Source organism: Kribbella sp. NPDC043289 (assembly GCF_056436705.1).
Genome location: NZ_JBWKCB010000005.1, coordinates 346,603 through 371,444, shown reverse-complemented (window position 1 = coordinate 371,444; position 24,842 = coordinate 346,603). Strand labels below are relative to the sequence as shown.

Below are 24,842 nucleotides of genomic sequence, written 5' to 3'. Positions count from 1 at the left end.
ACGCGCTACAACACGCCAACGCGCACCTAAGCCGCCAGCGGACGACGCGCGACGGCTGTGCGAACTGACCCGGGTAATGATCTGAAGCGGGTGTCGATCTGTACTGCTGCCGCTCGACGTGAGTGTAAGTGATCGACCGAAACCACGAGGAGCAGTTGCGATGCGCTACATGATCATCAACAAGGCCGACGCCGACAGCGAGGCCGGGTTGTTCCCGGCGCCGGAGGTCGGCGAGGCGGTCGGCAAGGTCGTCGAGGACCTGTCGAAGGCCGGCGTCCTGCTGTTCGCGGAGGGTGTGCACCGCAGCGCGCTCGGCGCCCGGGTCAAGGTCGAGGGCGGCCGCCGTACTGTCACCGACGGCCCGTTCGCGGAGACCAAGGAACTGATCGGCGGCATGATCGTCGTCGAGGTCCGCAACCGTGACGAGGCGATCGAGTGGGCCGCCCGCCTGGCCGAGGCCCTCGGCGCCGAGGTCGAGGTGCGCCGGGTCGTCGAGGAAGCCGACTTCGGCCCGGATTCGGACGTTTACCAGAACTGATGTCCATCCGTGCCCCTTCCGTTCGTGGAAGGGACATGAACAACACACTAGTGGTTCCCGAGGCAGAGTTGTACTACGAAGTGCGCGGGACCGGACCGTTGGTGGTCCTGGTCGGCGCACCCATGGACGCGGACGCGTTCGCGCCGCTGGCCGACCTGCTGGCGCCCGACTACACCGTCCTGACGCTCGACCCGCGCGGGGTGAAGCGGAGCACGCTGAACCCCGGCGGTACGTCGCGCCCCGAGCAGCGGGCCGACGACCTGGCCCGGCTGATCCGGCACGTGGACGCCGGGCCGGCCGTCGTACTGGGGTCGAGTGGTGGGGCGGTCAGCGCGCTGGCGCTCGCGCAGTACCACCCGGAGCTGGTCCGCTCGGTGATCGCGCACGAGCCGCCGCTGAACCGGCTGGTCCCGGACGCGGACGAGCTGACGGCGAAGTCCGAGCAGCTGATGGCCGACTACCTCGCCGGTGACGTGACCGGCGCCTGGAGGCAGTTCTTCGCGCTCGCGAACATCCAGATGCCGGACGAGGTCGTCGAGATGATGTTCGGCGGCGAGCGCGACCCGGAGCAGGTGGCCGCGGAGCAGTTCTGGTTCGCGCACGAGATGCGCGAGACGATCACCTGGCTCCCGGACCTCGACCGGCTCCGCGAGGCCGACGTCGTGGTCGGGATCGGCGAGGAGTCGACCGGGCAGCTCTGCGACCGGACGTCGTCCGCGCTGGCCGACCGGTTGGGCATCGAGCCGACGCGGTTCCCGGGCGGTCACACCGGGTTCGCGGACACGCCGGAGGTGTTCGCCGAGGCGCTGCGGGCCGAGCTGAAGGTCCTGCACCAGCCGAGGTGAGACTCCTCCGTGGGTCCTGGGGCGGAGTATGTGAAGCTGGTGGTGTCCGGAACGTGCGCGGGGGAGTGATCGCGGTCGAACCGGGCACCGGTCCGAGGTGCCGCGTCGCCCGCGTGGCGTCTTGACCTCAACCGTGGTTGAAGTTTCAAGCTGGTGCCGCTGACACAGGACATCGGAGATATCGGCCCCGAGGGCCCCGACGAAGGAGCAGAGTTGACCACGTACACGCTTCCCGACCTCCCCTACGACTACGGTGCACTGGCGCCGAGCATCGCCGGCGAGATCATGGAGCTGCACCACGACAAGCACCACGCGACCTACGTGAAGGGTCTGAACGACACCCTCGACAAGCTGGCCGAGGCCCGCGACAAGGGTGACTTCGGCGCGATCGTCGGGCTGGAGAAGACGCTCGCCTTCAACCTCGGTGGGCACGTCAACCACTCGATCTTCTGGAAGAACCTGTCGCCGGACGGTGGCGACAAGCCGGACGGCGAGCTGGGCGCGGCGATCGACGAGTTCTTCGGCTCGTTCGACGCCTTCCAGGCCAACTTCACCGCGAGCGCGACCACCATCCAGGGCTCCGGCTGGGCGATCCTCGGCTGGGACGCGCTGGGCGGCAAGCTGCTCATCCACCAGCTGTACGACCAGCAGGGCAACCTGCCGGCCGGGCAGATCCCGATCGCCATGCTGGACATGTGGGAGCACGCGTTCTACCTGCAGTACAAGAACGTGAAGCCCGACTACGTCAAGGCGTGGTGGAACGTCGTCAACTGGGGCGACGCCCAGGCCCGCTTCGACGCGGCCCGCTCCGGCGCCGCGGCGCTGATCACCGGCGCCTGAGAACTCCGCAGTACGACGAAGGGCGCCCGGCTCCGGCTGGGCGCCCTTCGGGTGTCTCAGGCACAGAACTCCGCGATCACCGGAGCGATCGCCGCCGACTTGATCATGTGGTTCTGACCCGGTACTTCGGTGTGGCCGGCGCCCGGGACCGCCGCGGCGAGCGCGTGGGCCGAGTTCTTCATCCACGCCGGGCTCTTGCCGCCGTTCACCACCAGCACCGGCTGGTCGATCGGCGCCCACTGGGTAGCGTCCATCGGCTCGCCGAAACAGTTGCCGCCGACCACCTGTGCGTCGTACGGCAGGGTGTGCGCGATCGCCTTCATCGGCTTCCAGGCCGGCATCAGCTTCATCATCGTGACGACGATCCCGGGCAGCCCGATACCCTTGGTGAAGAAGTACTTGATCGCGTCACCCGCGTCGAGGCGCTGCAGGTCGCTGACCCAGCTCCGTGGGATCTGCTTGCGGCTGTCGTCGACGACGTACGGCGGCTCGAACGCCACCAGTTTGTCGATCGACAGCCCGGCGGCCGTGGCCCGCAACGCCAGCGCCGCGCCGGACGACGAGCCGTAGACGTACGCCGATCCGCCGGCCGCCTCGATCACCGCGGCCAGGTCCTCGATCTCCCGGTCGACCTCGTACTCCTCGGCGTCACCGGAGTCGCCACGGCCGCGCCGGTCGTAGTTGTAGACGGTGAACCGGTCCGCGAGCGTCTCGGCGAGGTCGGCCATCGGGCCCTGGGCACGGCTGCAGAGCGCGCCGTCGACCAGGACCAGCGCCGGCCCATTCCCACGCCGGTCGTACGCGATCGTCGTACCGTCCTTGGATTCCACCGTGTTCATCTCGATCCTCCTGAGTGAGTGAGTCTTCACCCGTGCGTCGAGGAATCGGGGGACCGATCGACAGCCTGTGACTCAGATCACAGTGCGACGTGTGACTCTCGGTGATGTGGGTACCGGGCTGCGCGAGCGGCACGTCGCACGTGCCATCCGCCCGTTCCGCAGCGTGCCGCCCGACGCCGTGCACGAGGACCTCGAAGCATTCAAGGGACACCAGCCGGAAGGGAACCGCACACGATGAGCACCACCTCCACCAACTCCAGGAACGCCACCCACCGGGAGCCGATGTCCGAGGCCAAGACGGTCCGGATCGATCTCGAGCACACCCGGCAGCAGCTCGCCGACACCGTCCAGGAGCTCACCCGCCGGCTGAACATGCCGCAGCGCGTGAAGGAGACCGCGGGGAACGCCGGGCAGCGCGTCTCGGGCGCCGCCGGGCAGGCGGGCCAGAAGATGAAGGACGTGCCCGGCGCGATGAAGGAGCTGCCGGCGATGGGCAAGCGGCACCCGAAGGCCGCAGCGGCCGTCGGTGGCGCCGCACTGGCCGTCGGTGTCGGCGCCGCAGCCTGGATCGCCCGCCGGCACGGCTAGTCCGGCAGCACTAGAGCGGCGCTTGCTGAGCAGTCAGCAGGCCGCCGCGCGTTCGAGGAGGAGGGTCCGCTCGCGCTCGTTGCGGGTCAGCGCGGCGGCCTTCTCGAACTCGGCGCGCGCCTCGTCGAGCCGGCCGAGCTTGAACAGCAGGTCACCGCGCACGCTCGGCAGCAGGTGGTAGTCCTTCAGCGACGGGTCGTCCGCGAGCAGGTCCACCGCCTCGAGTCCGCGCTCGGGCCCGAACGCCATCGAGATCGCCACCGCCTGGTTCAACTCGATGACCGGTGACGGGGTGACCTGCGCGAGGACGGCGTACAGGCCGGCGATGCGGGCCCAGTCGGTGTCCTCGGGATCGGCGGCGCGGGCGTGACAGGCGGCGATCGCGGCCTGCAGGAGGTACGGGCCGGGTGGCTTCTCCAGGGCCCAGGCACGGTCGATGCCTTCGAGGCCGCGGCGGATCAGCAGCCGGTCCCAGCGGCGGCGGTCCTGCTCGAGCAGCAGGACCGGTTCGCCGTCCGGTCCGGTGCGCGCGTTCGCACGGGACGACTGCAGCTCCATCAGCGACAGCAGGCCGAGTACTTCGGGTTCGGTCGGCATCAGCTCCGCGAGCAGCCGGCCGAGCCGCATCGCCTCGTTGCAGAGCGCCGGACGCATCCAGTCGTCGCCCGCGGTCGCGGAGTACCCCTCGTTGTAGATCAGGTAGACGACCTCGAGGACCGATGACAACCGGTCCAGCAGGTCCGGGCCGGCCGGGACCTCGAACTCGACGCCCGCCTTGGCCAGGTTCTTCTTGGCGCGCACGACGCGCTGGGCGATCGTCGTTTCCGGGGCGAGGAACGCGCGGGCGATCTCGTCGGTCTTCAGGCCGCCGAGCAGCTTCAGCGTCAGCGTCACCCGCGCGTCCATGGTGAGCACCGGGTGACATGCGGTGAAGACGAGCCGGAGCAGGTCGTCCTCGATGTGGTCCTCGAGAATGGCTTCCACATCGTCCTCGACGCTGTCGCCGTCGATCTCGAGCTCGTGACCCATCTCGGCGAGCTTGCGCTGGTACGTCTCCTTGCGCCGGATCAGGTCGATCGCGCGGCGTTTGGCGATCGCCATCAACCAGGCACCTGGATTGTTCGGTACGCCGGACTCCGGCCACTGCTCCAGCGCGGCCACCAGTGCGTCCTGCGCCAGTTCCTCCGCCAGCCCGACGTCCCGCACGATCCGTGCGACGCCCGCGATGATCCGCGCCGACTCGATCCTCCAAACCGCGTCGACCGCCCCGCCCGCATCCGTTACCGTCACCCGCCGATAGAACAACACAGCACCCCCCGGCAGCAACTGTCACGACGGACCCGCAGTCGCCAGAGCGAGGTCGTCTCGCCGTCGCGCGCCCGGCGGTGCCGCGGTACGACGTCCTCCCGGCCGACGACCCGTAGCCCGCCGGCCCGGAACATCTCCTCCAACTCGCCCGGCCTCCGGAGCCCGAGTACCTGCGCCAGATCGGACAGGATCAGCCACACCTCCCCATCCGGTTCCAAGTGATCGGCGACCTCGGCCAGGAACGCGCGCAGCATGCGGCCGTCCTCGTCGTAGACGGCGTGGTCGAGCACCGTCATCGGCCGGGCGGGGATCCACGGCGGGTTGCAGACGATCAGATCGGCCCGACCCGGCGGGAACAGATCGGTCTCGACCACCTCGGCGCGCACCCCCAGCCTCCGCAGATTTTCCCGCGCGCACTCCACCGCGCGCGGGTTGTTGTCTGTAGCAACAACCCGCTGAACACCGCGGCGGGCAAGAACCGCGGCCAGTACTCCGGTCCCGGTCCCGATGTCGAACGCCGTACTCGTCGTCGGCATGGGGCAGTCGGCAACAAGGTCGACGTACTCCGAACGGGTCGGCGCGAACACGCCGTACTGCGGATGGATCCGCTCGCCGAGGGCGAGCACGTCCACGCCCCGGAGCCGAAGTTGATGCGCGCCGATCACACCGAGCAGCTCGCGCAGCGGGACCAAACGTTCGCCATCAGGTGGTCCGTAGGCGTCGGCGCAGGCAGCGCGCACGTCCGGAGCCCGGCGCAACGCGATGTGGTGGTCGACCAGTCGCAGGCACAAGGAGTTCAGGATGCGAACCCGCTCGGCCTGGCGCCGCCGTTGATCGTGGAACGAGCCACCACTCGTGGCCGGAAGCCGGCGGCCGAGGGCGGACAGCAGTTGTTTGGCGTTCTGGAAATCACCTTCCCAAAGAAGTGTCGAGCCGCGTTCGATCAGGCGCAGCGCCCGATCCGCGGAGATGGAGTCGTCGACCGTGATGACGTCGTCCAAGAGTCGTCCCTGCCAGTGCGAAGCGATATGGGCAGCACGGCTCACCCGGAACGCCGGTACGGCGCCGGGGAGCGGACGACGGAGCTAGCGAACTACCGCCGCATGGAGGGGCGAGGTCACCGCACCACTGTAGACAGGAAGTCGGTTGTGCGTGTCTGTTCGGTGGGGGTGCCGATCGGCGCGAGCATGACCTCGGTGACTCCGGTGTCGCGTATCCGGTCGAGTTGCTTCGCGATGGCTGACTCGTCACCGACGAGCAGTACGTCGGCCGGCCCGGCGACGCCCTCGCGGTCGAACATCGCGCGGTACTCCGGAACTTGACCCGCCAGCGCGAACTCTTCCGCAAAACGCGCCCGTACCGTGTCCTCGGCGGACGTCAGACACACAGCAAGACCAGCCACAATCCGTGGGTCGCGGCTCCCGGACGCTCGGGTGATCGACGGGACGATGTGCTTGCTGAGTGTCTGGGGTCCGGTCATCCACGTGACTGTGCCGTCTGCGAGCTCGCCCGCGACCTTCAGCATCGCCGGGCCGAGCGCCGCGACGAGGACCGACGGCGGCTCGGTGCCCGGCAGTACGGCCGAGCCGACCGCCGTGAAGGTCTCTCCGTGATGGTCGACGGACTCGCCCCGGAGTAGCGGCTGCAGGATCTCGAGGTACTCGCGCAGTCGTCGCGCAGGCCGCTCGGTCGGCAGCCCGTACATCGCGCTGACCATCCTGGAGATCCCGGCGCCGATGCCGAGCGTCAGCCGGTTCCCGACTGCCCCCTGCACGGTCAGAGCCTGTCTCGCGAGCACCAGCGGATGGCGCTGCGGGAACGGCACCACGGCGGTGCCGAGCTCGATCCCCGGCGCCCCGGGACCGACGGCCGCGAGCGCGGTGAGGGCATCCCACCCGATGCCGTCCGAGAGCCAGGCGGTCCGGAATCCGGCCGCGGCCGCCGCCTGCGCCTGGCTCGCGATCTCCGGCAGCGGGATCTGTCCGCGGACGTCCCCGAAGGCCATACCGATACGCATCAACTGTCTCCTCGAGTGAAATGGGGTGGTCCCCCGTTTATCTCCCGGTACGATATGGGGGACCACCCCACTTGATCAAGGGACTTCGATGCGAGCTGATGCCCAGCGGAACCGTGACCGGCTGGTCACGGTCGCCGCCGAGGTGGTCGCGGAGCAGGGCGCCGACGCGTCGCTCGAGGAGATCGCGCGCCGGGCCGGCGTCGGGTCCGCGACCCTGCACCGGCACTTCGGCGGCCGGGTGGCGCTCCTGGAGGCCGTTTTCCAGAGCGGGATCGACGCGGTCTGCGACCAGGCGGTACAGCTCGCGAACCATCCCGAACCCCTGCGGGCGTTGACGATCTGGCTGCGTAGCATGGTCGCGCACTGCACCGCGAGCCGTGGTCTCGGCCCGGCGCTGAAGCTGAGCGCGGAGCGTGGTTCGGACTGCCACCGGCGCATCCTGGCGGCCGGTGGAGGGCTGCTGGAGCGTGCTCAGCGCGACGGCGCCGTACCCCCGGATGTCCGGATCGAGGACCTGCTGAAGCTCGTCAACGGCATCTCGCTGGCCAGCGGTGAGGACGCCGTCCAGGCCGACCGGTTGCTCACCCTCGCGATCCGGGGGATAGCACCGGCGCTGGCCTAATAGACTTCGCTGCGAAAACCCCCCGAAGATGGCTCGAGGTTTGCTGTGCTCACCATGCAGGACGCGCTGCTGGCGCTGACGAAGTACTGGACCGACCGCGGCTGCATGATCGTGCAGCCGTTCAACACCGAGGTCGGTGCCGGGACGCTGAACCCGGCCACCATCCTGCGGGTGCTCGGTCCCGAGCCGTGGCGGGTCGCGTACGTCGAGCCGAGTGTCCGGCCCGACGACAGCCGCTACGGCGAGAACCCGAACCGCCTGCAGACGCACACCCAGTTCCAGGTGGTGCTGAAGCCGGACCCGGGCAACCCGCAGGAGTTGTTCCTGGACAGTCTGGAAGCGCTCGGGATCGACATCGACGCGCACGACGTGCGGTTCGTCGAGGACAACTGGGCGAACCCGGCGACCGGCTCCTGGGGTCTGGGCTGGGAGGTCTGGCTGGACGGCCTGGAGATCACCCAGTTCACGTACTTCCAGCAGGCCGGCGGGATGACGCTGGACCCGGTGTCGGTGGAGATCACCTACGGCATCGAGCGGATCATGATGGCGCTCCAGGGCGTCTCGCACTTCAAGGACATCGCCTACGCGCCGGGCATCTCGTACGGCGAGGCGTTCGGCCAGGCGGAGTACGAGATGAGCCGGTACTACCTCGACGACGCGGACGTGGAGTCGCAGAAGCGGCTGTTCGAGGAGTACGCGAACGAGGCCCGCCGGATGATCGACGACCGTCTCCCGGTGCCGGCGCACATCCAGGTACTGCGGTGCTCGCACACCTTCAACGTGCTGGACGCCCGCGGCGCCGTCAGTACGACGGAACGCGCGAAGGCCTTCGGCCGGATGCGCACGCTGGCGCGCGAGGTCTCGCGGCTGTGGGCCGAACGCCGTCAGGAGCTGGAGCACCCGCTGGGTCTCGCCGAGCTCCCGCCGGCCGCGGCCGTGCCGACCGAGTTCCCGGCGAGCAGCGGTACCCGGCAGCTGACCTTCGAGATCGGTACCGAGGAGATGCCGCCGTCCGAGGTCACCAAGACCGCCGCCGCGGTGCAGGCCGCGCTCGAGGAGAAGCTGGCCGCGACGCGCCTCGGGCACGGCGCGATCACGACGTACGCGACGCCTCGCCGGGTGGTCGCCTTCGTCGCCTCCGTCCAGGCCGGTGAGCCGGACGCGGAGCGGGTGGTGCGCGGTCCGAAGAAGCAGGCCGCGTACGACGCCGACGGCAACGTCACGAAGGCCGCGGCCGGATTCGCCCGTGGTCAGGGTGTCGACGTCAGCGAACTGCACGACCTGGATGTCGACGGCGTCGAGTACGTCGCGGTCACCAAGCCGGACCCGGGGCGTGGTGCGGCCGAGGTGCTGAGCGGCGTGCTGAGCGAGATCGTCGCCGGTCTGCGCTCGGACAAGAACATGCGCTGGAACGACGCCAAGCTGTCCTTCACCCGCCCGATCCGCTGGCTGGTCGCGCTGCTCGGTGACGAGATCGTGCCGGTCTCGGTGTCGACGCTGGCCGCCGGCCGGACAACGCGGGTGCACCGCACGGCCGCGCAGCCGAAGGTCGAGATCGCCTCGGCCGAGGGCTACCTGGACCTGCTCCGGATCCACGGCATCGAGGCCGACCCGGCTCGCCGGCGGGCCACCGTCGTCGAGGCGGCCGAAACCTTGTCGGCCAAGGTGCAGGGCACCGTCGACGTCGAGGGCGAGTCCGCGCTGGTCGACCAGATCGTGAACCTGATCGAGGAGCCGACGCCGATCCTCGGCGGTTTCAGCGCGGACTACCTGGAGCTGCCGAGCGAGATCCTGACCACCGTCATGCGCAAGCACCAGCGCTATCTGCCGGTGCGTGACGGCGACGGCAAGCTGCTGCCGCACTTCGTTGCCGTGGCCAACGGTTCGGTCGACGAGGACCGGGTCCGGGCCGGCAACGAGGCGGTCCTGCGGGCCCGCTACGAGGACGCCGCGTTCTTCTGGCGGGCCGACCTGGAGACGCCGCTGGAGTCGATGAAGAGCGAGCTGGAGAAGCTGGCCTTCGAGGAGCGGCTCGGTTCGATGGCCGACCGCGCCGGGCGGATCGGCCGGATCGCGCTGGCCCTGGCCGGCACGGTGGACCTCGACGGCGACGACCTGACGACGCTCAAGCGGGCGGCCGAGCTGGCGAAGTTCGACCTCGGTTCGCAGATGGTCGTCGAGCTGACCAGCCTGGCCGGCACGATGGCCCGCGAGTACGCGAAGCGCGCGGGGGAGACCGAGGCGGTCGCGCAGGCGCTGTTCGACATGGAGCTGCCGCGGTCGGCCGGTGACCCGGTCCCGTCGACGACTCCGGGTGCGCTGCTGGCGCTGGCGGACCGCTTCGACCTGCTGGCCGGCCTGTTCGGTATCGGCGCGAAGCCGACCGGTAGCTCGGATCCGTTCGCGCTGCGCCGGGCGGCTGCCGGTGTGGTTGCGATCCTTCGCGAGCACCCGGAACTGCGGGCGATCACGTTGCCGGTCGGTCTCCGGGCCGCGGCCGCGGAGATCGGTGCCCAGGGCATCGACGTACCGGCGGACTCGCTCGACGAGGTCGCCGAGTTCACCGTCCGGCGGTACGAGCAGCAGCTCCTCGATCGGGGCGACGACCACTTCCAGGTGGCCGCCGTGTTGCCGCTGGCAACTGCTCCGGTGGTCGCTGACGAGACGCTGGAGACGCTGCAGGGCCAGGTCGGGAACAGCGACTTCGCGGACCTGGTCGCCGTCCTCCAGCGGGTACGCCGGATCGTTCCCGAAGGCACCGAGGCGGAGTACGACGCCGGCAAGCTCACCGAGCCGGCCGAGGTCGCGCTGCACGAAGCAGTGCAGAAGATCGGTACCGCGCCCACCGGACTCGGTGAGTTCGTCTCGGCCGCGTCGGTGCTGGTCGAGCCGGTCAACGCGTTCTTCGACGAGATCCTCGTGATGGCGAAGGAGCCGGAGATCCGCGCCGCCCGGTTGGGGCTGCTGGCAACGATCAGCAAGCTGGCCGCGCCGGTGCTCGACTGGCAGGCGCTGGGCACCAGCCTCAACCCGTCGGAATGATCACTCCGGCAGAGGTTGCCGACAGGGCCGAGCGGGTGGCGCCGGCCCTGCGGGAACATCTGCGCCTGACACCGTTCGTCCGGTACGACGCGTTCAGCGACGACCTCGGCGCCGAGGTGCTCGTGAAGTGCGAGCACCAGCAGCGCACCGGCTCGTTCAAGGCCCGTGGGGCGTTGGCGAAGATCCTCACGCTGACGGATGCGGAGCGGGCGGCGGGAGTGATCACGGCGTCCACCGGCAACCATGGGGTCGGCGTCGGCAACGCGCTGGCCACCCTCGGCGGTCACGGCATCGTGTACCTGCCCGAGAACGCCGCACCGGGCAAAGTCGCCGCGCTCCGCCGGCTCGGTCTCGAACTGCGGGCCGAGGGCAACGACACCGGTGCGCTCGAACTCAAGGCCCGGGCGTACGCCGCGGAGCACGGGCTCACGTACATTCCGCCGTACAACGATCCGGACATCGTCGCCGGGCAGGGGACGCTCGCGGTGGAGATCGTCGAGCAGCTCGGCGGCGCATCGCTCGATGCCGTGGTGGTGTCGGTCGGTGGTGGCGGGCTGATCAGCGGGGTCGCCGCGGTGCTCAAGAAGCACCTGCCCGGCATCAAGGTGTACGGCGCGCAGCCGGCGGTCGACAACGCGATGGCGGCGTCGGTGCGGGCCGGCTCGATCGTCCAGGTCGACGCCGCGCAGACGTTGTCCGACGGTACGGCGGGCAGCGTCGAACCGGGCAGCATCACGTTCGACCTGTGCCGTGCACTGGTCGACGACTGGGTGCTCGTCGAGGAGGATGCGATCCGGGACGCGCTCCGGATGGTGATCGACACCGAGCACCAGTTGATCGAAGGGTCCGCCGCGCTGGCGTTCGCGGCGGCGCGCGAACGGCGTACCGAACTGGCCGGGAAGCGGGTCGCGGTGGTGTCCTGCGGCGGCAACATGTCCTCGTCAACACTGGTGAACGCGCTTGCGTGAGCTCGTGGTGCTCGGGACCGGCAGTCAGGTGCCGTCCCGGGAACGCACGCAGAACGGGTACTTCCTGCGCTGGGACGACGAGGGGTTCCTGTTCGATCCGGGCGAGGGCACGCAGCGGCAGATGCTGTACGCCGGGGTCGCAGCCGGGGCGATCACGCGATTGTGCGTGACGCACTTCCACGGCGACCACTGTCTCGGGGTGCCGGGGATCGTGCAGCGGTTGTCGCTGGACGACGTACCGCATGCGGTGCGGGCGCATTACCCGGCGTCGGGGCAGACGTACTTCACTCGACTGCGGTACGCCGCCTCGTTCTTCGAGCGGGCCGAACTGCTCGAGGAGCCGGTGGAGGAGGACGGGCTGCTGTCGGTCGGCTCGTTCGGGCAGCTGTGGGCGCGCCGCCTGGAGCACTCGATCGAGTCCTTCGGCTACCAGTTGATCGAGCCGGACGGCCGCCGCATGCTGCCGGACAAACTCGCCGCAGCGAGGGTCAGCGGGCCGGCGATCGGCCGGCTGCAGCGGGCGGGTTCGCTCGAGGTCGATGGTCGCACCATCCATCTCGAGGACGTCAGCGAACCGCGCCCCGGGCAACGGTTCGCGTTCATCATGGACACCCGGCTGTGCCCGAACGTCCTGCGGCTGGCCGAAGACGCCGATCTGTTGGTGATCGAGTCGACGTATCTCTCGTCCGAGGCCGAGCTGGCGCGTCGCTTCGGTCATCTCACCGCACGCCAGGCGGCCCGGGTCGCGGCCGAGTGCGGCGTACGGAAGCTGGTACTGACGCACTTCTCGCAGCGCTATCTGGAGCCTGAGCGCTTCTACGAGGAGGCCGCGGCGGAGTTCTCCGGCGAGATCGTGGTGGCGTCGGATCTCAGCAGAATCTCAGTTCCAACCCGTCGCTAGCGAACAGTTCGTGACGAGCGCGCGAACACGCCGGAACCCGAGCCATGGCAGGGTGCAGCGGGATTAACATTGCCCGCGAATGTAAATCCGCCCTACTCCAGGAGCAACGTTCCGTGCGCCCTCCCCGCCCGCTGCCGGCCGCGATCGCGGTAGTTGCCGTCGGCGCCTTGGTGGCGGTGGCGTTGTGGCGGCCCTGGGAGGACTCGGCCCAGGCGGCCGGCGGCCCGCCTGAGATCAGCGTGTCCCGCAGCCAATGCGGCCAGGGCTGGACCAACGCGAGGACCGGTCGGCAGACGCTGCTGCTGCACAACACCGGCGACGCCGCGGCCGAGGTCGACCTGGTCGAGGTCACCAGCAACAAGGTGTACGGCGAGGTCGAGGGCCTCGGGCCGAACACGACAGCACCGATGGACGTGCAACTCGGTGCCGGCAAGTACGCGATCCGCTGCCTGATCGAGGACACCGACGCGATCACCGGTCCGAGCGTGACGCTCACGGGTGACGCGAAGGGCGGCCCGGCCGCAGTGGCGGTCACCAAGAACGACATGCTGCCGCTGGTCAAGCAGTACGAGGCCGCGGTCGCGACCGGTGTGGCACAGCTGGTCGGCAAGACGGACAAGCTGCGCGGCGAGGTGGACGCGGGCAACCTGGCTGCCGCTCGGTCCGACTGGCTGTCCGCGCACCTGGCGTACAACTCCCTCGGCGCCGCGTACGACGCGTTCGGCGACTTCGCGGACAAGATCGACGGCTCCGGCAGCGGCTTCCACCCGCTGGAGAAGGGCCTCTGGCACAACGCGACGGCCGCGGCGCTGAAGCCGATCGCGGCCAAGCTCGCCGCCGATGTCCACGGCCTCCAGGCTGACCTGCCGAATCAGCAGGTGGATCCGAACGACCTCGGCCTGCGCGCCCACGAGATCATGGAGAACGCCCTCCAGTTCGAACTCACCGGGGAGAACGACCAAGGCAGCGGTACGTCGCTGAACACCGCGCTGGCGAACCTGAACGGCACGGCGAACGTGCTCGCCATCCTGAACCCGGTGCTCAAGCCCCGGTACCCCGAACTGCCTGAGGTGCAGAAGTGGGAAGACCGGACGCGGGCACTGCTGACCGCGCACCAGAACACGCCGGTCGCCCAACTGGACCGGACCACGCGCGAGCAGCTCAACGGCGCGGTCGGTGAACTCCTGGAGAAGCTCGCGCCGGTCGCCGCAATCTGCGAAGTACGGAGGGGCTCATGACGGGCGTCGGACGCCGGTCTTTCCTGGCCGGTGCGCTAGCTGGTGCAGGTGCCGCCGCGGCGACCGGGTTGTCGTTGTCTGCTGACGCGGAGACGTCGCAGTCCGTGGCGTTCCACGGCGTACACCAGGCCGGCATCACGACTCCGCAGCAGAAGCAGGCGATCTTCGCGTCGTTCGACGTGATCGCGGCGAACAAGGGCGAGCTCGCCGACCTGTTCCGGACGCTGACCGACCGGGCGCGGCTGTTGACCGCGGGCGGTGCGTTGCAGCCGTTGGGTATCACGGCTCCACCGGCGGATTCCGGCGTACTCGGTCCGGACATGCCGGGGGACGACCTGACGGTCACCGTTGGCGTCGGGGCGTCGTTGTTCGACGCGCGGTACGGGCTGAAGGACCGTAAACCGGCGAAGTTGACCGCGATGAAGGAGTTCCCGAACGACAGCCTCGACGAGAGCCTGTGTCACGGGGATCTGAGCCTGCAGTTGTGCGCGTCGGAGACCGACGTCGTACTGCACGCGTTGCGGGACATCGCTCGGCACACCCGCGGCGCGATGCAGCTGCGCTGGCGGGTCGACGGCTTCCAGAGCCCGCCGCGGCCGTCCGGTACGCAGCGCAACCTGATGGGTTTCAAGGACGGCATCGTGCAGCCGGCGCAGTCCGACCACGACAAGCTCGTATGGGTTGCCAAGGGCAACGGTGAGCCGGCGTGGACCGAAGGCGGCAGCTACCAGGTCCTGCGCCAGATCCGCATGCTGGTGGAGTTCTGGGACCGCGTCTCGGTCGGCGAGCAGGAGAACATGTTCGGCCGCCGCCGCGACTCGGGCGCACCGCTGGACGGCAACCGCGAGACGGACACGCCGGACTACGCGGCCGACCCGACCGGTACGGCGATTCCGCTGACCAGCCACATCCGCCGGGCGAACCCGCGGACCGCGGACACCGCGGCCAGCCAGTTCCTGCGCCGCGGCTACAACTACGACAAGGGGACCGACGCAGTCGGCGACCTGGACATGGGCCTGCTGTTCTGCTGCTACCAGCAGGACATCGCCCGGCAGTTCGACGCCGTACAGACCCGGCTGGCCGACGAGCCTCTCGTCGACTACATCCGGCCGGTCGGCGGCGGTTATTTCTTCGTGCTTCCCGGTGTTCGGGACGGCAACGACCACTTCGGGCGGTCGTTGCTCGGATGAGTTACTCAGGAGGAGAAGGCATGCGCGCAAGACTCCGGGTCGCGGCCACCGCCGCCGCGGCCACGACAGGCTTGTTGCTTGCCGCCGGCTGTGCCGGCGACACCCACCAGCTGACCAATACCGCCGCCACGTTCCAGCCCCCGGCCAACGCCCAGGCGGCGAACTGGAGCCGGCCGGTCGGTACGACGACGCCGATCAAGCACGTGGTGGTGATCTTCGGCGAGAACATCTCGTTCGACCACTACTTCGGCACGTACCCCAACGCGACCAACGAGAACGGCACCCCGTTCACCGCCGCCCGGCACACGCCCAAGGTGAACGGCCTGTCGCAGCAGCTGCTGACGAACAACCCCAACGCCTACAACCCGAAGCGGCTGGCGCCGTCGCAGGCGCTGACCTGCGACCAGAACCACGGCTACAGCGCCGAGCAGAAGGCCGTCAACGGTGGCAAGGACGACAAGTTCGTCGAGAACACCGAGACCGACAAGTGCACCGGCCAGCCCGTCCTGTTCGGTGAGCCGGGCCTGGTGATGGACTACTACGACGGCAACACCGTCACCGCGATGTGGAACTACGCCCAGCACTACGCGATGAGCGACAACTCGTTCGACACCGTGTACGGGCCGTCCACGCCGGGCGCGCTGAACCTGATCTCCGGGCAGACCCACGGCGGCCAGGCGATGGACCCGAAGACCGGCAAGCCGACCACGGACGCGTACGCCGTCCAGTCGCCGGACACCAATGGGATCGGCACCATCACCAACGACCCCGACCCGTACTACGACGACTGCTCGAACAACAACGGCAAGTCGTCGAACAACCTGGCCGTGATGCACGGCAAGAACATCGGTGACCTGCTCAACGACCAGCACGTCACCTGGGGCTGGTTCCAGGGCGGCTTCAAGCCGACCTCGTCGGCGAACGGCAAGGCGGTCTGCGGCTCGACGCACACCAACGTCGGCGGCAACGCGGCGACGGACTACAGCCCGCACCACGAGCCGTTCATGTACTACCAGTCGACCGCGAACCCGAAGCACCTGCCGCCGTCGTCGGTGGCCGCGATCGGTCGCACCGACCAGGCCAACCACCAGTACGACACGTCGGACTTCGACGCGGCCGTCGCGGCGAACAACCTGCCCGCGGTCAGCTTCCTGAAGGCCGGCGAGTACCAGGACGGCCACGCCGGGTACTCCGACCCGCTGGACGAGCAGGCGTTCGTCGTCAAGGAGATCAACCAGCTGCAGAAGTCCAAGGACTGGGCGTCGACCGCGGTCGTCCTGGCCTACGACGACTCCGACGGCTGGTACGACCACGTCACGCCGCCGAGCGTGAACGGTTCCAAGGACGCGGCACTCGACCAGGCCGCGCTGTGCGGCAAGAAGCCGGTCGCCGGTGGGTACGCCGACCGCTGCGGCTACGGCCCGCGGCTGCCGCTGCTCGTCGTCTCGCCGTACGCGAAGACCAACCACGTCGACCACGCGGTGACCGACCAGACCTCGGTCCTGAAGTTCATCGAGGACAACTGGCGGACCGGCAAGATCGGTGACCACTCGTTCGACGAGCGGGCCGGCAGCCTGAACAGCATGTTCAGCTTCCGCGCGCACCCGAACACCCGGCCGCTGATCCTGGACCCGAAGACCGGGGCCGTCACCCGCTAGGTGTTGCTGCCCTGATCGGCGAGGAAATCGTCGATCAGGGCGTTCACCTCTTTGGGTGACTCCAGCGCCGCGAGATGTGCCGACTGCTCGAGTACGACGAACCTCGCGCCCGGGATGCAGCCGGCCATCTCCTCGGTCTCGGCGACCGGGAACGTCTTGTCCTCGCCGCCCGCGACGACGAGCACCGGCGTACGGATGGTCCTGAACAGTTCGCGTTGGTCGGGCCTGCGCGGGACCACGCTGGTCACCGCGTGCATCCCCGAACGGACGTTGACCTTCCGTGCCAGTTCGTTGACCGTGGCAACGACCTCGGGCTTCTCGCGTTTCGCGGTCGGTCCGACGAACGCGTCCCGGACCGGCCCGACGAGCGGTCCACGAATCCCACCTAGCAACTGCGCCGACCGCGTGAGGACGCCGTACTCGAACCGCTGCCGACGGCCGGCCGGTGACGAGGTCGCGTTCATCAGCACCGCGATGCCGATTCGGTCGGGATGCAGCGCCGCGAAGGTGCCGCCGATCATGCCGCCCCAGCTGTTGCCGATCAGGTGCACTCGGTCGACACCGAGGTCGTCGAGGATATCTGTGATCACCTGCGCGCACTGGCCGAAGGTGAACGGTCCGGTCAGCGGCTCGCTGCCGCCGTGCCCGGGTGGATCGACGAGCACCACCTGGAAGCGGTCCGCGAAGTGCGCGGCCTGGGCGGACCAGAGCGTGCCGTCCATCAACAGGCTCGGCCAGAACAGCATCGCGGGCCCTGACCCGCTGACGCGCAACCGGATCCGGCCCAGCACGGTCTCGACGTACCGATCCTGCATGTCTGAACGGTACCGGTCAGGACGGCGGGATCGCGGCTGTCAGGCGCGTCGTGAGTTCGCGGATGCAATCGATCAGTTCCGGCGGTGACTGGACCTCGAACGGGAGCCCGAGGATCCCGAGGTACACGGCGATCTGGTCGAGCGAGTTCGCGCCGGTCTCGACAAGGGTCGTCGTCTCGTCGAGGGGCGTCACCGAGGCGACGTGTGGCCCGTAGCGATCCGCGACCTCGTCGGCCGGTGCGTGGACCAGGACGCGGGCCTGATAGCGGTACCCCCCGGATGCCACGCCGCGGGTGGTGGTCTCCAGAGGAGGCGCCTCGCGTGGGGTGAAGCGCGGGCCGGTCGGGATCCGCGGTTCCAGTCGATCGAGGCGGAACGTGCGCCAGTCCTCACGGTCCAGGTCCCACGCCACCAGGTACCAGCGGCGGCCGGTGTGCACGAGTCGATGCGGCTCCGTCGTGCGAGTGGTCGCCGTACCGTCGTGGTTGCGGTAGTCGAAGCGCAGCCGGTGGTGGTCGCGACAGGCGGCGGCGACCGCGAGCAGTACGTCGGGTTGGACCGACGGCCCGCCCGCCGGAGTGACCGCGATCTGCTGGAGCAGTTCGATCCGGTGCCGCAGGCGGGACGGCAGGACCTGCTCGAGTTTGGTCAGCGCACGCACCGACGACTCCTCGGTCCCGGCCACGGTGCCGGTCGCGGCGGCGCGTAGGCCGACCGCGACGGCGATGGCCTCCTCGTCGTCGAGCAGCAGCGGCGGGAGCGCGGCGCCGGAGCCGAGGCGGTAGCCGGAGACCCCCGGTGCGGCGTCGACCGGGTAGCCGAGGTTGCGGAGCTTGTCGACGTCCCGCCGTACCGTCCGGACTCCGACGTCGAGCTCGTCGGCCAGGGCGGCGCCGCTCCACTCCTTGGGTTGCTGCAGGAGCGAGAGCAGTTTGAGCAGTCGTGCGGAGGTTTCCAGCATGGAATTCAGTCTGGCATCTAGTTAGGTCCGAAGGTGTCCTAACCGGGTGTCAGACTAGAGACATGATCAAGCCTTTCACCATCGACATTCCGCAGAGCACGCTCGACGACCTCGCTGCCAAGCTGGCGAGTGCCCGGTTCCCCGCCCCGTTGCCCGGTGACGACTGGACGACCGGCGTACCGGTGTCCTGGCTGTCCTCGCTGGTGGAGTACTGGCGGACCTCCTACGACTGGCGTGCGGCCGAGAAGGAGCTGAACTCGTACCCGCAGTTCACCACCGAGATCGAGGGGCAGCGGATCCACTTCATCCACGTGCGCTCGGCGGAGCCGGACGCGTTGCCGTTGATGCTGACGCACGGCTGGCCGGGGTCGATCGTCGAGTTCCTGGACCTGATCGGGCCGCTGACCGATCCGGTCGCGTTCGGTGGGCAGGCGTCGGATGCATTCCATGTGGTGATCCCGGCGCTGCCCGGGTTCGGGTTCTCCGGGCCGACGGCGGACGACGACTGGACGTTCCCGCGGATCGGGCGCGTGTGGGCGGAGCTGATGAGCCGGCTCGGGTACGAGCGGTACGGCGTACAGGGCGGGGATCTCGGTGGCTCGGTGTCACCTGAGGTGGCGCGGGTCGCGCCGGAGCACGTGGTCGGCGTGCACACGAACGGCGGGACGAACCTGCCGCCGTTGCAGATCTCCGAGGCCGAGCTCAAGACGCTGACGCCGCTGGAGCAGGACAAGATGGCGCGGATCGGGCAGTTCATGAAGGACGAGTTCGGCTACATCTCGATCCAGTCGACGCGGCCGCAGACGCTGGCATACGGGCTGGTCGACTCGCCGGTCGCGCAGCTGGCGTGGATCATGGACAAGTTCCACGCCTGGACGTTCCCGGCGGAGACCTTGCCCGAGGCAATCATCAGCAAGGACCGGTTGCTGACGAACGTGATGATGTACTGGCTGACCGGCACGGGCGGGTCCGCGGCGTACATCGGGTACGCCCAGCCGCGCTCGTGGGCACCGAGCCCGAACTCCGGCGTACCGACTGCGGTGCTGGCGCTCGCGCACGACGTGGCGATCCGGCGGTACTGCGAGACGTCGAACACGATCACGCGGTGGACGGACGTCGACCACGGCGGTCACTTCGCGGCGCTTGAGGAGCCGGAGCTGCTGGTCAAGGACGTGCGGGAGTTCTTCAGCTCGCTGCGGTGAAGCCTGTCAGCATCGCCTGCAGACCTTGCGTGAAGTGATCGCCGGGGGTTGCGCTGTCGGCTGCCTCGGCGAGGAGGTTGTAGGTGGGATCGGTGGGCGGCGGCTTACGGCTGCGGCCCACCGTTTCCACGGCGATGGTGAGCGCGTGGCCGATCGTGTACTCCCGGAGACAACGGGTGACCCGCAGTGCGTCGGGTGCCGTGAAACCGTTGCGTTGCAGGCTCTCGATCATGCGGTTGCCGGTGGCAATCGCCTCGGGGGAGCGGACCGGGCGGGAGGCGAACACGGTCACCGCCTGCGGGTGCTCCAAGAGTGTTGTCTTGAGCCTCTCGTTGTAGCCGGCCAACAACTCTCGCCAGCCGCTGTCCCAGGGCAGCGAGTCCACGTCGAGGCGGTCGAACAGCAGCTCGGCGATGCCGTCGTACAGATCCTCCTGGTCGGCGAAGTGACGGTAGGCGGCCATCGGGTCGGCGCCCAGCTCGGCGCCGAGCTTGCGCATCGAGAACTTCGGCAGGCCGACGCGGTCGATCAGGTCGAGCGCGACCTCGGCGATGTACCTGCGGTTCAGCACGACCCGCGTCGGCGGGGTCCGGTCAGGCATCGAAGTACTCCTGCAGACGACGCGCGAACTCGGCCGCCTCGCGTTGGTAGCCGAGGTGACCACCAGGAAATTCCAGACACGGTACGCCGAGCTCGGTGGCGAGCTGTTGCGCGGCGCGACTGTAGTAGCGGCCTTCGCTGAGATCGCCGACGCCGAAGGCCCATCTGGTCTTGGCGTCCTTGAGTGCTTCGCGGTCAGGTCGGTAGCGGACGAAGGCGGGCATCTCGCGGCGGATCAGGTTCTCGGCGTTGCCGAAGAGTCTGTTCATCTCGTTGTCGGGGGAGAGTCGGCCGGCCAGGGTGATGCCGGCGGTGGCGAGCCGGCGGCCGAGCTTGCGGTCGAAGAGCTTGGTCGGCCTGTCCATCGTGGTGGCGGCGAACTTCATCATCGCCGGCAGGGCGCCTTCGCGATCGGCGATCCGGCCGAGCTCGTCGAAGTCGGCGGTCCGTTCGGCGGCGTCGGGGAGGATCTGGACCACCGGGGCCTCGTGGACGACGGCGGCGGCTACGCGATCGGCGTACTGCGTGATCAGGCTGAGGGTCACTAGGCCGCCGGCGCTGGAGCCGAAGACGAAGGCTTGGTCGAGGCGGGCGTCGTCCAGGATCGCGACGATGTCCGCGGCCTGCTCGTCGAGGCCGCTGCCGGCGCCTGGTTTGCGGGTGCTGCGGGAGTTACCGCGGCGGTCGAACGTGATCACGCTGTAGCGGCGGGCGAGTTCGTCGACCAGGTCGCGGTACATCGCAGCGTCGCCTCCGCCGCCGGGGATCAGCACGACGGGCGGCCCGTCGCCGGTCCGCTCCACGTGCAGTTCGGCCGCCCCGGTGTCTACGCTGTAGATCATATCTACAGTGTAGACATGGCGCCGACTGCTGGTCGAACTCGGCGGGCCGAGGCCGGTTGAGGCCGGGTCGGGGCCGGTCGGTCCAGGTCGCCGAGGGCGGTCGGCTGAGGTCGGTCAGTCGAAGTCGGTCGAGGTGGTGAGGTGGGCCCAGGTGGCGGCTTCCTCGGCGCGGGATGCCGACGATGTCACGGCGAGCTTGAGGGCGTCGGAGCCGAGCAGCAGGCGCAGCGGCGGGTTCTCGAGGTTGACGATCTCGAGGATCGCGGTCGCGGCCTTGGCCGGGTCGCCGGGCTGCTTGCCGTCGGTCTCCACGCGGCGCTGGTGCATCTCGCCGACAGTGGACTCGTAGTCCGGGTGGACGTCGTGGAGCTGCATCGAGGAGCCGCCCCAGTCGGTGCGGAAGCCGCCGGGCTCGACGATCGTCACCTTGACTCCGAGCGGCCGCACCTCGTTGTTCAGCACCTCGGAGAACCCTTCGACGGCGAACTTCGCGGTCTGGTAGGCCCCCATCCCAGGCGTGCCACCGGCCCGCCCGCCGATCGACGAGAACTGCAGGAAGTGCCCGCTCCGCTGCTCGCGAAACACCGGCAGCGCCGCCTTCGTCACGTTCACCACGCCGAACAGGTTGGTCTCCACCTGCGCGCGGAAGTCGTCGTCGGCCATCTGCTCGATCGGTGCGCTGTTCGCGTAGCCGGCGTTGTTCGCCACCACGTCCAGCCCGCCGAACTCCTCGACCGCCGTCCGGACCGCGGCGCGCGCGGCGTCGGCGTCCGTCACGTCCAGGGCGACCGCGCGGAGCTGGTCGCCGTACTTCGTCACCAGGTCGTCGAGCTGCTCGGGTTTGCGAGCGGTCGCGACGACGCGGTCGCCGGCCGCGAGCACGGCCTCGGTCAGGGCGCGGCCCAGGCCGCGCGAGCTACCGGTGATCAACCAGATCTTGCTCATTGTCGTTCCTAACTAACCAAACGGTTGGATACGACTCAATCTAACCAACCGGTTGGTTATAAATCAACCAACCGGTTGGTTGGTAAGCTGGCCGTATGCAGCAACGGAACGCAGACCGGACCCGCGCCCGGATCCTGGAGGCGGCCACCGAGGAGTTCGCCGCCCGCGGGATCGGCGGCGCGCGGGTGAGCCGGATCGCCGAGGTCGCCGAGTGCAACAAAGCGATGCTGTACGCGTACTTCGGGAACAAGGACGACCTGTTCGACGCGGTGTTCAGTGCGTCGCTGGAGAAGTACCTGGACGAGGTCGGGTTCGACGTCGACGACCTGCCGGCGTACGCGGGGCGGGTGTTCGACTACTTCGAGGCACACCCGGACAGGTTGCGGCTCTCGGTCTGGTACCGGCTGGAGCGGCCCGACGGGCAGCCGTTGGAGGCGATCGTGGCGGTCAACCAGGCCCGGCTCGATGAACTGCAGCGGGGGATGCGGCGGCGCGTGGTGCCGCGGCGGTTCACCGCGGTCAGCCTGTTGTCGCTGATCCAGGCGATCGCGACGAGCTGGTCCTCGATGAACCCCGAGCTCGGCACCGAGTTGCCGGACGCGATCATCCGGCGACGCGCGGTGGTGATGGCGGTGCAGCAGATTCTCAGCTGATTCATTGGTTGGCCCGATGGAGTTCTCAGTCTGGCGAGCTCTACTCGAAAGCAGAGGGAGAACTGGCCGAGGAGGGCACACACCAATGAACGAAACCGCTGGACCGGGACCGTACAACGGCGGGCAGTCGCCGGACGGCGGAATGCCATCGGACGGCACACCACAAAACCAGCAGCCACAGGCACAACAGCCGCAGCAGCCGCAGCCCCAGGGGCAGCAGCCGCAGCCGACGCCGCAGGCGGAGGGGCCGCAGCAGTGGCAGTCGGCGGCGCCGCAGTCCGCGCAGCCGGCGCAGCAGCACGCGCCGCTTGGGCAGCAGCCGCCGCAGGCGCAGGGACCGCAGCAGCCGGCGCAGCAGGCGCCGCAGGGTCCGTCGCAGGCTTCGGGTGGTCAGCAGGTGCCGGGTGGGCAGCCGCAGTATCAGTACCAGCAGGCGTCGGGGCCGTTTCAGCAGGCGCAGTACCAGCAGGGACAGCAAGCGCAGTGGCAGCAAGGACAGCAGGCGCCGTACTCGCAGGGGCAGCACGCGCCGTACCCGCCGTTCGGGCAGGTGCCGTTCCCGTACGTGCCGCAGCGGCCGCCGAAGAAGCGTGGTCGCCGGTTGCTGGGGGCCGGTGCGATCGGGCTGGCCGCGGTGCTGGTCGCCGGTTCGGTTGCCTGGGGCATCAACCAGCACAGCGCGGGCCTTCCCTCGCAGCTCTCCCAGAAGGCCTTCGACGCCTCCTCCGTGGCCGCGAACGTCTCGCCCGGTCTGGTCGACGTCAACACCGTGCTCGGGTATGAGGGAGCACGAGCGGCGGGTACCGGGATCGTGCTGAGCTCCGACGGCGAGGTACTCACCAACCACCACGTGGTCCAGGGCGCCACGTCGATCACCGTGACGGACATCGGCAACGGCAAGACGTACAAGGCGAGTGTGGTCGGGTACGACGACCAGCACGACATCGCCGTACTCAAGCTGAAGGACGCCTCCGGACTGCAGACCGCGGACACCGGGAACTCCGACCAGGTGAAGGTCGGCGACCAGGTCGTCGGCGTCGGGAACGCAGGCGGCGTCGGCGGTACGCCGAGCTACGCGGCCGGCAAGGTCACCGCGCTGAACCAGTCGATCACCGCGACCGACGAAAGCGGTCAGGACCCGGAGAACCTGACGAACCTGATCGGGACCGACGCCGACATCCAGGCCGGTGACTCCGGTGGCCCGCTGGTGAACGCCAGCGGCAAGGTGATCGGCGTGGACGTCGCCGGCAACGGCGGCAACAACGGCGGCCAGGGCCGCCCGGGCCAGACCGCCGCGACGTCCGGCAGCACCGCGACCGCGACGCTGGCCGCCAGCGGATCCGGCACCGGGTACGGCGACGGCACGGGCAACGGCGACGGCACCGGCTCCCCGTTCGGCGACAACGGCCCCGGCAGTTGGGGCGATGGCTCCGGCAGCGGCCTCGGCGACGGCTCCGGTAACGGCAGCGGTCTTGGTGACGGCAGCGGTAACGGCAGCGGTCTGGGTGACGGCAGCGGCAACGGCAGCGGTCTTGGTGACGGCAGCGGACAGAGCCAGGGGCAGGGCAACGGGTTCGGCGACGGTCAGGGCGGGTCCGGGAACGGGTCCGGGACGACCACCGCCGGGTACGCGATCCCGATCAACCAGGCGCTCGACATCGCCCAGCAGATCGAGAACGGGAAGTCGTCGGACGCCGTACACATCGGTGACTCCGCGATGCTCGGCATCTCCGTGGTGGCCGGCCAAGGCACCACCGGCGCGGTCGTCGGCGACGTGGTCGCGAGCGGTCACGCCGACGAGGCCGGCATCCAGGCCGGTGACGTGATCACCTCGTTCGCCGGTCACACCGTCGAGTCGCCGGACACCCTGTCCACGCTGCTCAACAAGCAACACCCCGGCGACAAGGTCGAGGTCGGCTGGACCGACCAGTCCGGCCAGACCCACAAGGCCACCATCGAACTCATCACAGGCCCGGTCCGCTGACCGTAGCGCCTCCCCTCGCTACAGCGGACCGAACACGGGCCCGGCGCTCCTCCCCCCTCGGAGCACCGGGCCCGCTCTCTTGCCCCCAAATCCCAGCCGCCACCCGCCGAGTCGTGGGACACGGCTGGAGATTCGGAGCCCCGGTTCACGACTCGGCGGATCGGGGCCCGCCAGTTGCCACCACTCGGTGGAGGTCGGGCGAGAAACCGGTGTGCCGAGGTGGAGTGGGCGGGAGACGAGTGGAGG

The 24,842-nt window shown here is 69.2% G+C and carries 23 protein-coding genes; 14 read left to right on the top strand and 9 right to left on the bottom strand.

Annotated elements, in window-relative coordinates; translation table 11 throughout:
- Window positions 1–160: 160 nt before the first annotated feature.
- The 3 genes from AC0662_RS29520 (at window position 161) to AC0662_RS29510 (ending at window position 2,223) form a co-directional block, all read left to right on the top strand.
- Entirely contained in the window at window positions 161–538 is a 378-nt protein-coding gene (locus AC0662_RS29520; RefSeq protein ID WP_478304691.1) for a YciI family protein, read from the top strand.
- A 35-nt stretch (window positions 539–573) separates the two neighbouring features.
- Entirely contained in the window at window positions 574–1,383 is an 810-nt protein-coding gene (locus tag AC0662_RS29515) for an alpha/beta fold hydrolase (protein ID WP_452196937.1), read from the top strand.
- 213 nt (window positions 1,384–1,596) lie between these two features.
- Window positions 1,597–2,223, top strand: a complete 627-nt coding sequence (locus AC0662_RS29510) for a superoxide dismutase (protein WP_452196938.1) — start codon at window positions 1,597–1,599, stop codon at window positions 2,221–2,223.
- A gap of 56 nt (window positions 2,224–2,279) precedes the next feature.
- Here AC0662_RS29510 and AC0662_RS29505 read toward each other — a convergent pair whose 3' ends face one another.
- Complete coding sequence (locus tag AC0662_RS29505; RefSeq protein ID WP_478304689.1) at window positions 2,280–3,062, bottom strand: alpha/beta fold hydrolase; 783 nt, start codon at window positions 3,060–3,062, stop codon at window positions 2,280–2,282.
- A 234-nt stretch (window positions 3,063–3,296) separates the two neighbouring features.
- Between AC0662_RS29505 and AC0662_RS29500 the strand changes: the two genes are divergently transcribed.
- A complete protein-coding gene (locus AC0662_RS29500; protein WP_452196940.1) occupies window positions 3,297–3,650 on the top strand; it encodes a DUF3618 domain-containing protein in 354 nt (117 codons plus the stop codon).
- Between the two features lie 33 nt (window positions 3,651–3,683).
- Here AC0662_RS29500 and AC0662_RS29495 read toward each other — a convergent pair whose 3' ends face one another.
- The 3 genes from AC0662_RS29495 to AC0662_RS29485 form a co-directional block, all read right to left on the bottom strand.
- Complete coding sequence (locus AC0662_RS29495) at window positions 3,684–4,940, bottom strand: RNA polymerase sigma factor (protein ID WP_478304686.1); 1,257 nt, start codon at window positions 4,938–4,940, stop codon at window positions 3,684–3,686.
- The gene (locus AC0662_RS29490; protein WP_478304684.1) at window positions 4,937–5,959 is read right to left on the bottom strand and encodes a methyltransferase; all 1,023 of its coding nucleotides are present in this window, start codon (window positions 5,957–5,959) and stop codon (window positions 4,937–4,939) included. Before AC0662_RS29490 ends, AC0662_RS29495 begins: the two co-directional genes overlap by 4 nt.
- 116 nt (window positions 5,960–6,075) lie before the next feature.
- Complete coding sequence (locus tag AC0662_RS29485; RefSeq protein WP_478304682.1) at window positions 6,076–6,975, bottom strand: TIGR03564 family F420-dependent LLM class oxidoreductase; 900 nt, start codon at window positions 6,973–6,975, stop codon at window positions 6,076–6,078.
- Between the two features lie 88 nt (window positions 6,976–7,063).
- Here AC0662_RS29485 and AC0662_RS29480 point away from each other — a divergent pair, with 88 nt between their 5' ends.
- The 7 genes from AC0662_RS29480 to AC0662_RS29450 all read left to right on the top strand — a co-directional run bounded on the left by AC0662_RS29480 (window position 7,064) and on the right by AC0662_RS29450 (window position 16,594).
- Window positions 7,064–7,597, top strand: a complete 534-nt coding sequence (locus AC0662_RS29480) for a TetR/AcrR family transcriptional regulator (protein WP_478304680.1) — start codon at window positions 7,064–7,066, stop codon at window positions 7,595–7,597.
- Between the two features lie 54 nt (window positions 7,598–7,651).
- On the top strand, window positions 7,652–10,639 hold the full coding sequence (locus AC0662_RS29475; RefSeq protein WP_478304993.1) for a glycine--tRNA ligase: 2,988 nt from the start codon (window positions 7,652–7,654) through the stop codon (window positions 10,637–10,639).
- Window positions 10,636–11,607 carry a pyridoxal-phosphate dependent enzyme gene (locus AC0662_RS29470; RefSeq protein WP_478304678.1) on the top strand — a complete coding sequence of 324 codons (972 nt, stop codon included), beginning with the start codon at window positions 10,636–10,638 and terminating at the stop codon, window positions 11,605–11,607. Before AC0662_RS29475 ends, AC0662_RS29470 begins: the two co-directional genes overlap by 4 nt.
- Window positions 11,600–12,508: a ribonuclease Z gene (locus AC0662_RS29465; RefSeq protein ID WP_478304676.1), complete on the top strand. Its 909-nt coding sequence runs from the start codon at window positions 11,600–11,602 to the stop codon at window positions 12,506–12,508. Before AC0662_RS29470 ends, AC0662_RS29465 begins: the two co-directional genes overlap by 8 nt.
- A gap of 113 nt (window positions 12,509–12,621) precedes the next feature.
- Window positions 12,622–13,746, top strand: coding sequence for an EfeM/EfeO family lipoprotein (locus AC0662_RS29460; protein ID WP_478304674.1), 1,125 nt, complete (start codon window positions 12,622–12,624; stop codon window positions 13,744–13,746).
- A complete protein-coding gene (gene efeB, locus AC0662_RS29455) occupies window positions 13,743–14,936 on the top strand; it encodes an iron uptake transporter deferrochelatase/peroxidase subunit (RefSeq protein ID WP_478304672.1) in 1,194 nt (397 codons plus the stop codon). The genes AC0662_RS29460 and efeB overlap by 4 nt, the downstream gene beginning before the upstream one ends.
- A 20-nt stretch (window positions 14,937–14,956) precedes the next feature.
- The gene (locus AC0662_RS29450; protein ID WP_478304670.1) at window positions 14,957–16,594 is read left to right on the top strand and encodes a phospholipase C; all 1,638 of its coding nucleotides are present in this window, start codon (window positions 14,957–14,959) and stop codon (window positions 16,592–16,594) included.
- On the opposite strand, the gene AC0662_RS29445 is transcribed toward AC0662_RS29450, so the two are convergent.
- The gene (locus tag AC0662_RS29445) at window positions 16,591–17,409 is read right to left on the bottom strand and encodes an alpha/beta fold hydrolase (RefSeq protein ID WP_478304668.1); all 819 of its coding nucleotides are present in this window, start codon (window positions 17,407–17,409) and stop codon (window positions 16,591–16,593) included. The two genes, AC0662_RS29450 and AC0662_RS29445, sit on opposite strands and share 4 nt — an antisense overlap.
- A 16-nt stretch (window positions 17,410–17,425) precedes the next feature.
- Window positions 17,426–18,370: a helix-turn-helix transcriptional regulator gene (locus AC0662_RS29440; protein ID WP_452196951.1), complete on the bottom strand. Its 945-nt coding sequence runs from the start codon at window positions 18,368–18,370 to the stop codon at window positions 17,426–17,428.
- Between the two features lie 62 nt (window positions 18,371–18,432).
- Between AC0662_RS29440 and AC0662_RS29435 the strand changes: the two genes are divergently transcribed.
- Window positions 18,433–19,572: an epoxide hydrolase family protein gene (locus AC0662_RS29435; protein ID WP_478304665.1), complete on the top strand. Its 1,140-nt coding sequence runs from the start codon at window positions 18,433–18,435 to the stop codon at window positions 19,570–19,572.
- Here AC0662_RS29435 and AC0662_RS29430 read toward each other — a convergent pair.
- The 3 genes from AC0662_RS29430 to AC0662_RS29420 all read right to left on the bottom strand — a co-directional run bounded on the left by AC0662_RS29430 (window position 19,556) and on the right by AC0662_RS29420 (window position 21,959).
- The gene (locus AC0662_RS29430) at window positions 19,556–20,173 is read right to left on the bottom strand and encodes a TetR/AcrR family transcriptional regulator C-terminal domain-containing protein (RefSeq protein ID WP_478304663.1); all 618 of its coding nucleotides are present in this window, start codon (window positions 20,171–20,173) and stop codon (window positions 19,556–19,558) included. The two genes, AC0662_RS29435 and AC0662_RS29430, sit on opposite strands and share 17 nt — an antisense overlap.
- Window positions 20,166–21,014 (bottom strand): alpha/beta hydrolase, encoded by an 849-nt coding sequence (locus AC0662_RS29425; protein WP_478304661.1) that lies wholly within the window; start codon window positions 21,012–21,014, stop codon window positions 20,166–20,168. Before AC0662_RS29425 ends, AC0662_RS29430 begins: the two co-directional genes overlap by 8 nt.
- 114 nt (window positions 21,015–21,128) lie before the next feature.
- A complete protein-coding gene (locus AC0662_RS29420) occupies window positions 21,129–21,959 on the bottom strand; it encodes an oxidoreductase (protein WP_478304659.1) in 831 nt (276 codons plus the stop codon).
- 95 nt (window positions 21,960–22,054) lie between these two features.
- Here AC0662_RS29420 and AC0662_RS29415 point away from each other — a divergent pair, with 95 nt between their 5' ends.
- Window positions 22,055–22,612 carry a TetR/AcrR family transcriptional regulator gene (locus tag AC0662_RS29415; RefSeq protein WP_452196956.1) on the top strand — a complete coding sequence of 186 codons (558 nt, stop codon included), beginning with the start codon at window positions 22,055–22,057 and terminating at the stop codon, window positions 22,610–22,612.
- Window positions 22,613–22,697: 85 nt separating this feature from the next.
- Window positions 22,698–24,596, top strand: coding sequence for a S1C family serine protease (locus tag AC0662_RS29410; RefSeq protein ID WP_478304657.1), 1,899 nt, complete (start codon window positions 22,698–22,700; stop codon window positions 24,594–24,596).
- The last annotated feature ends 246 nt before the right edge of the window (window positions 24,597–24,842 follow it).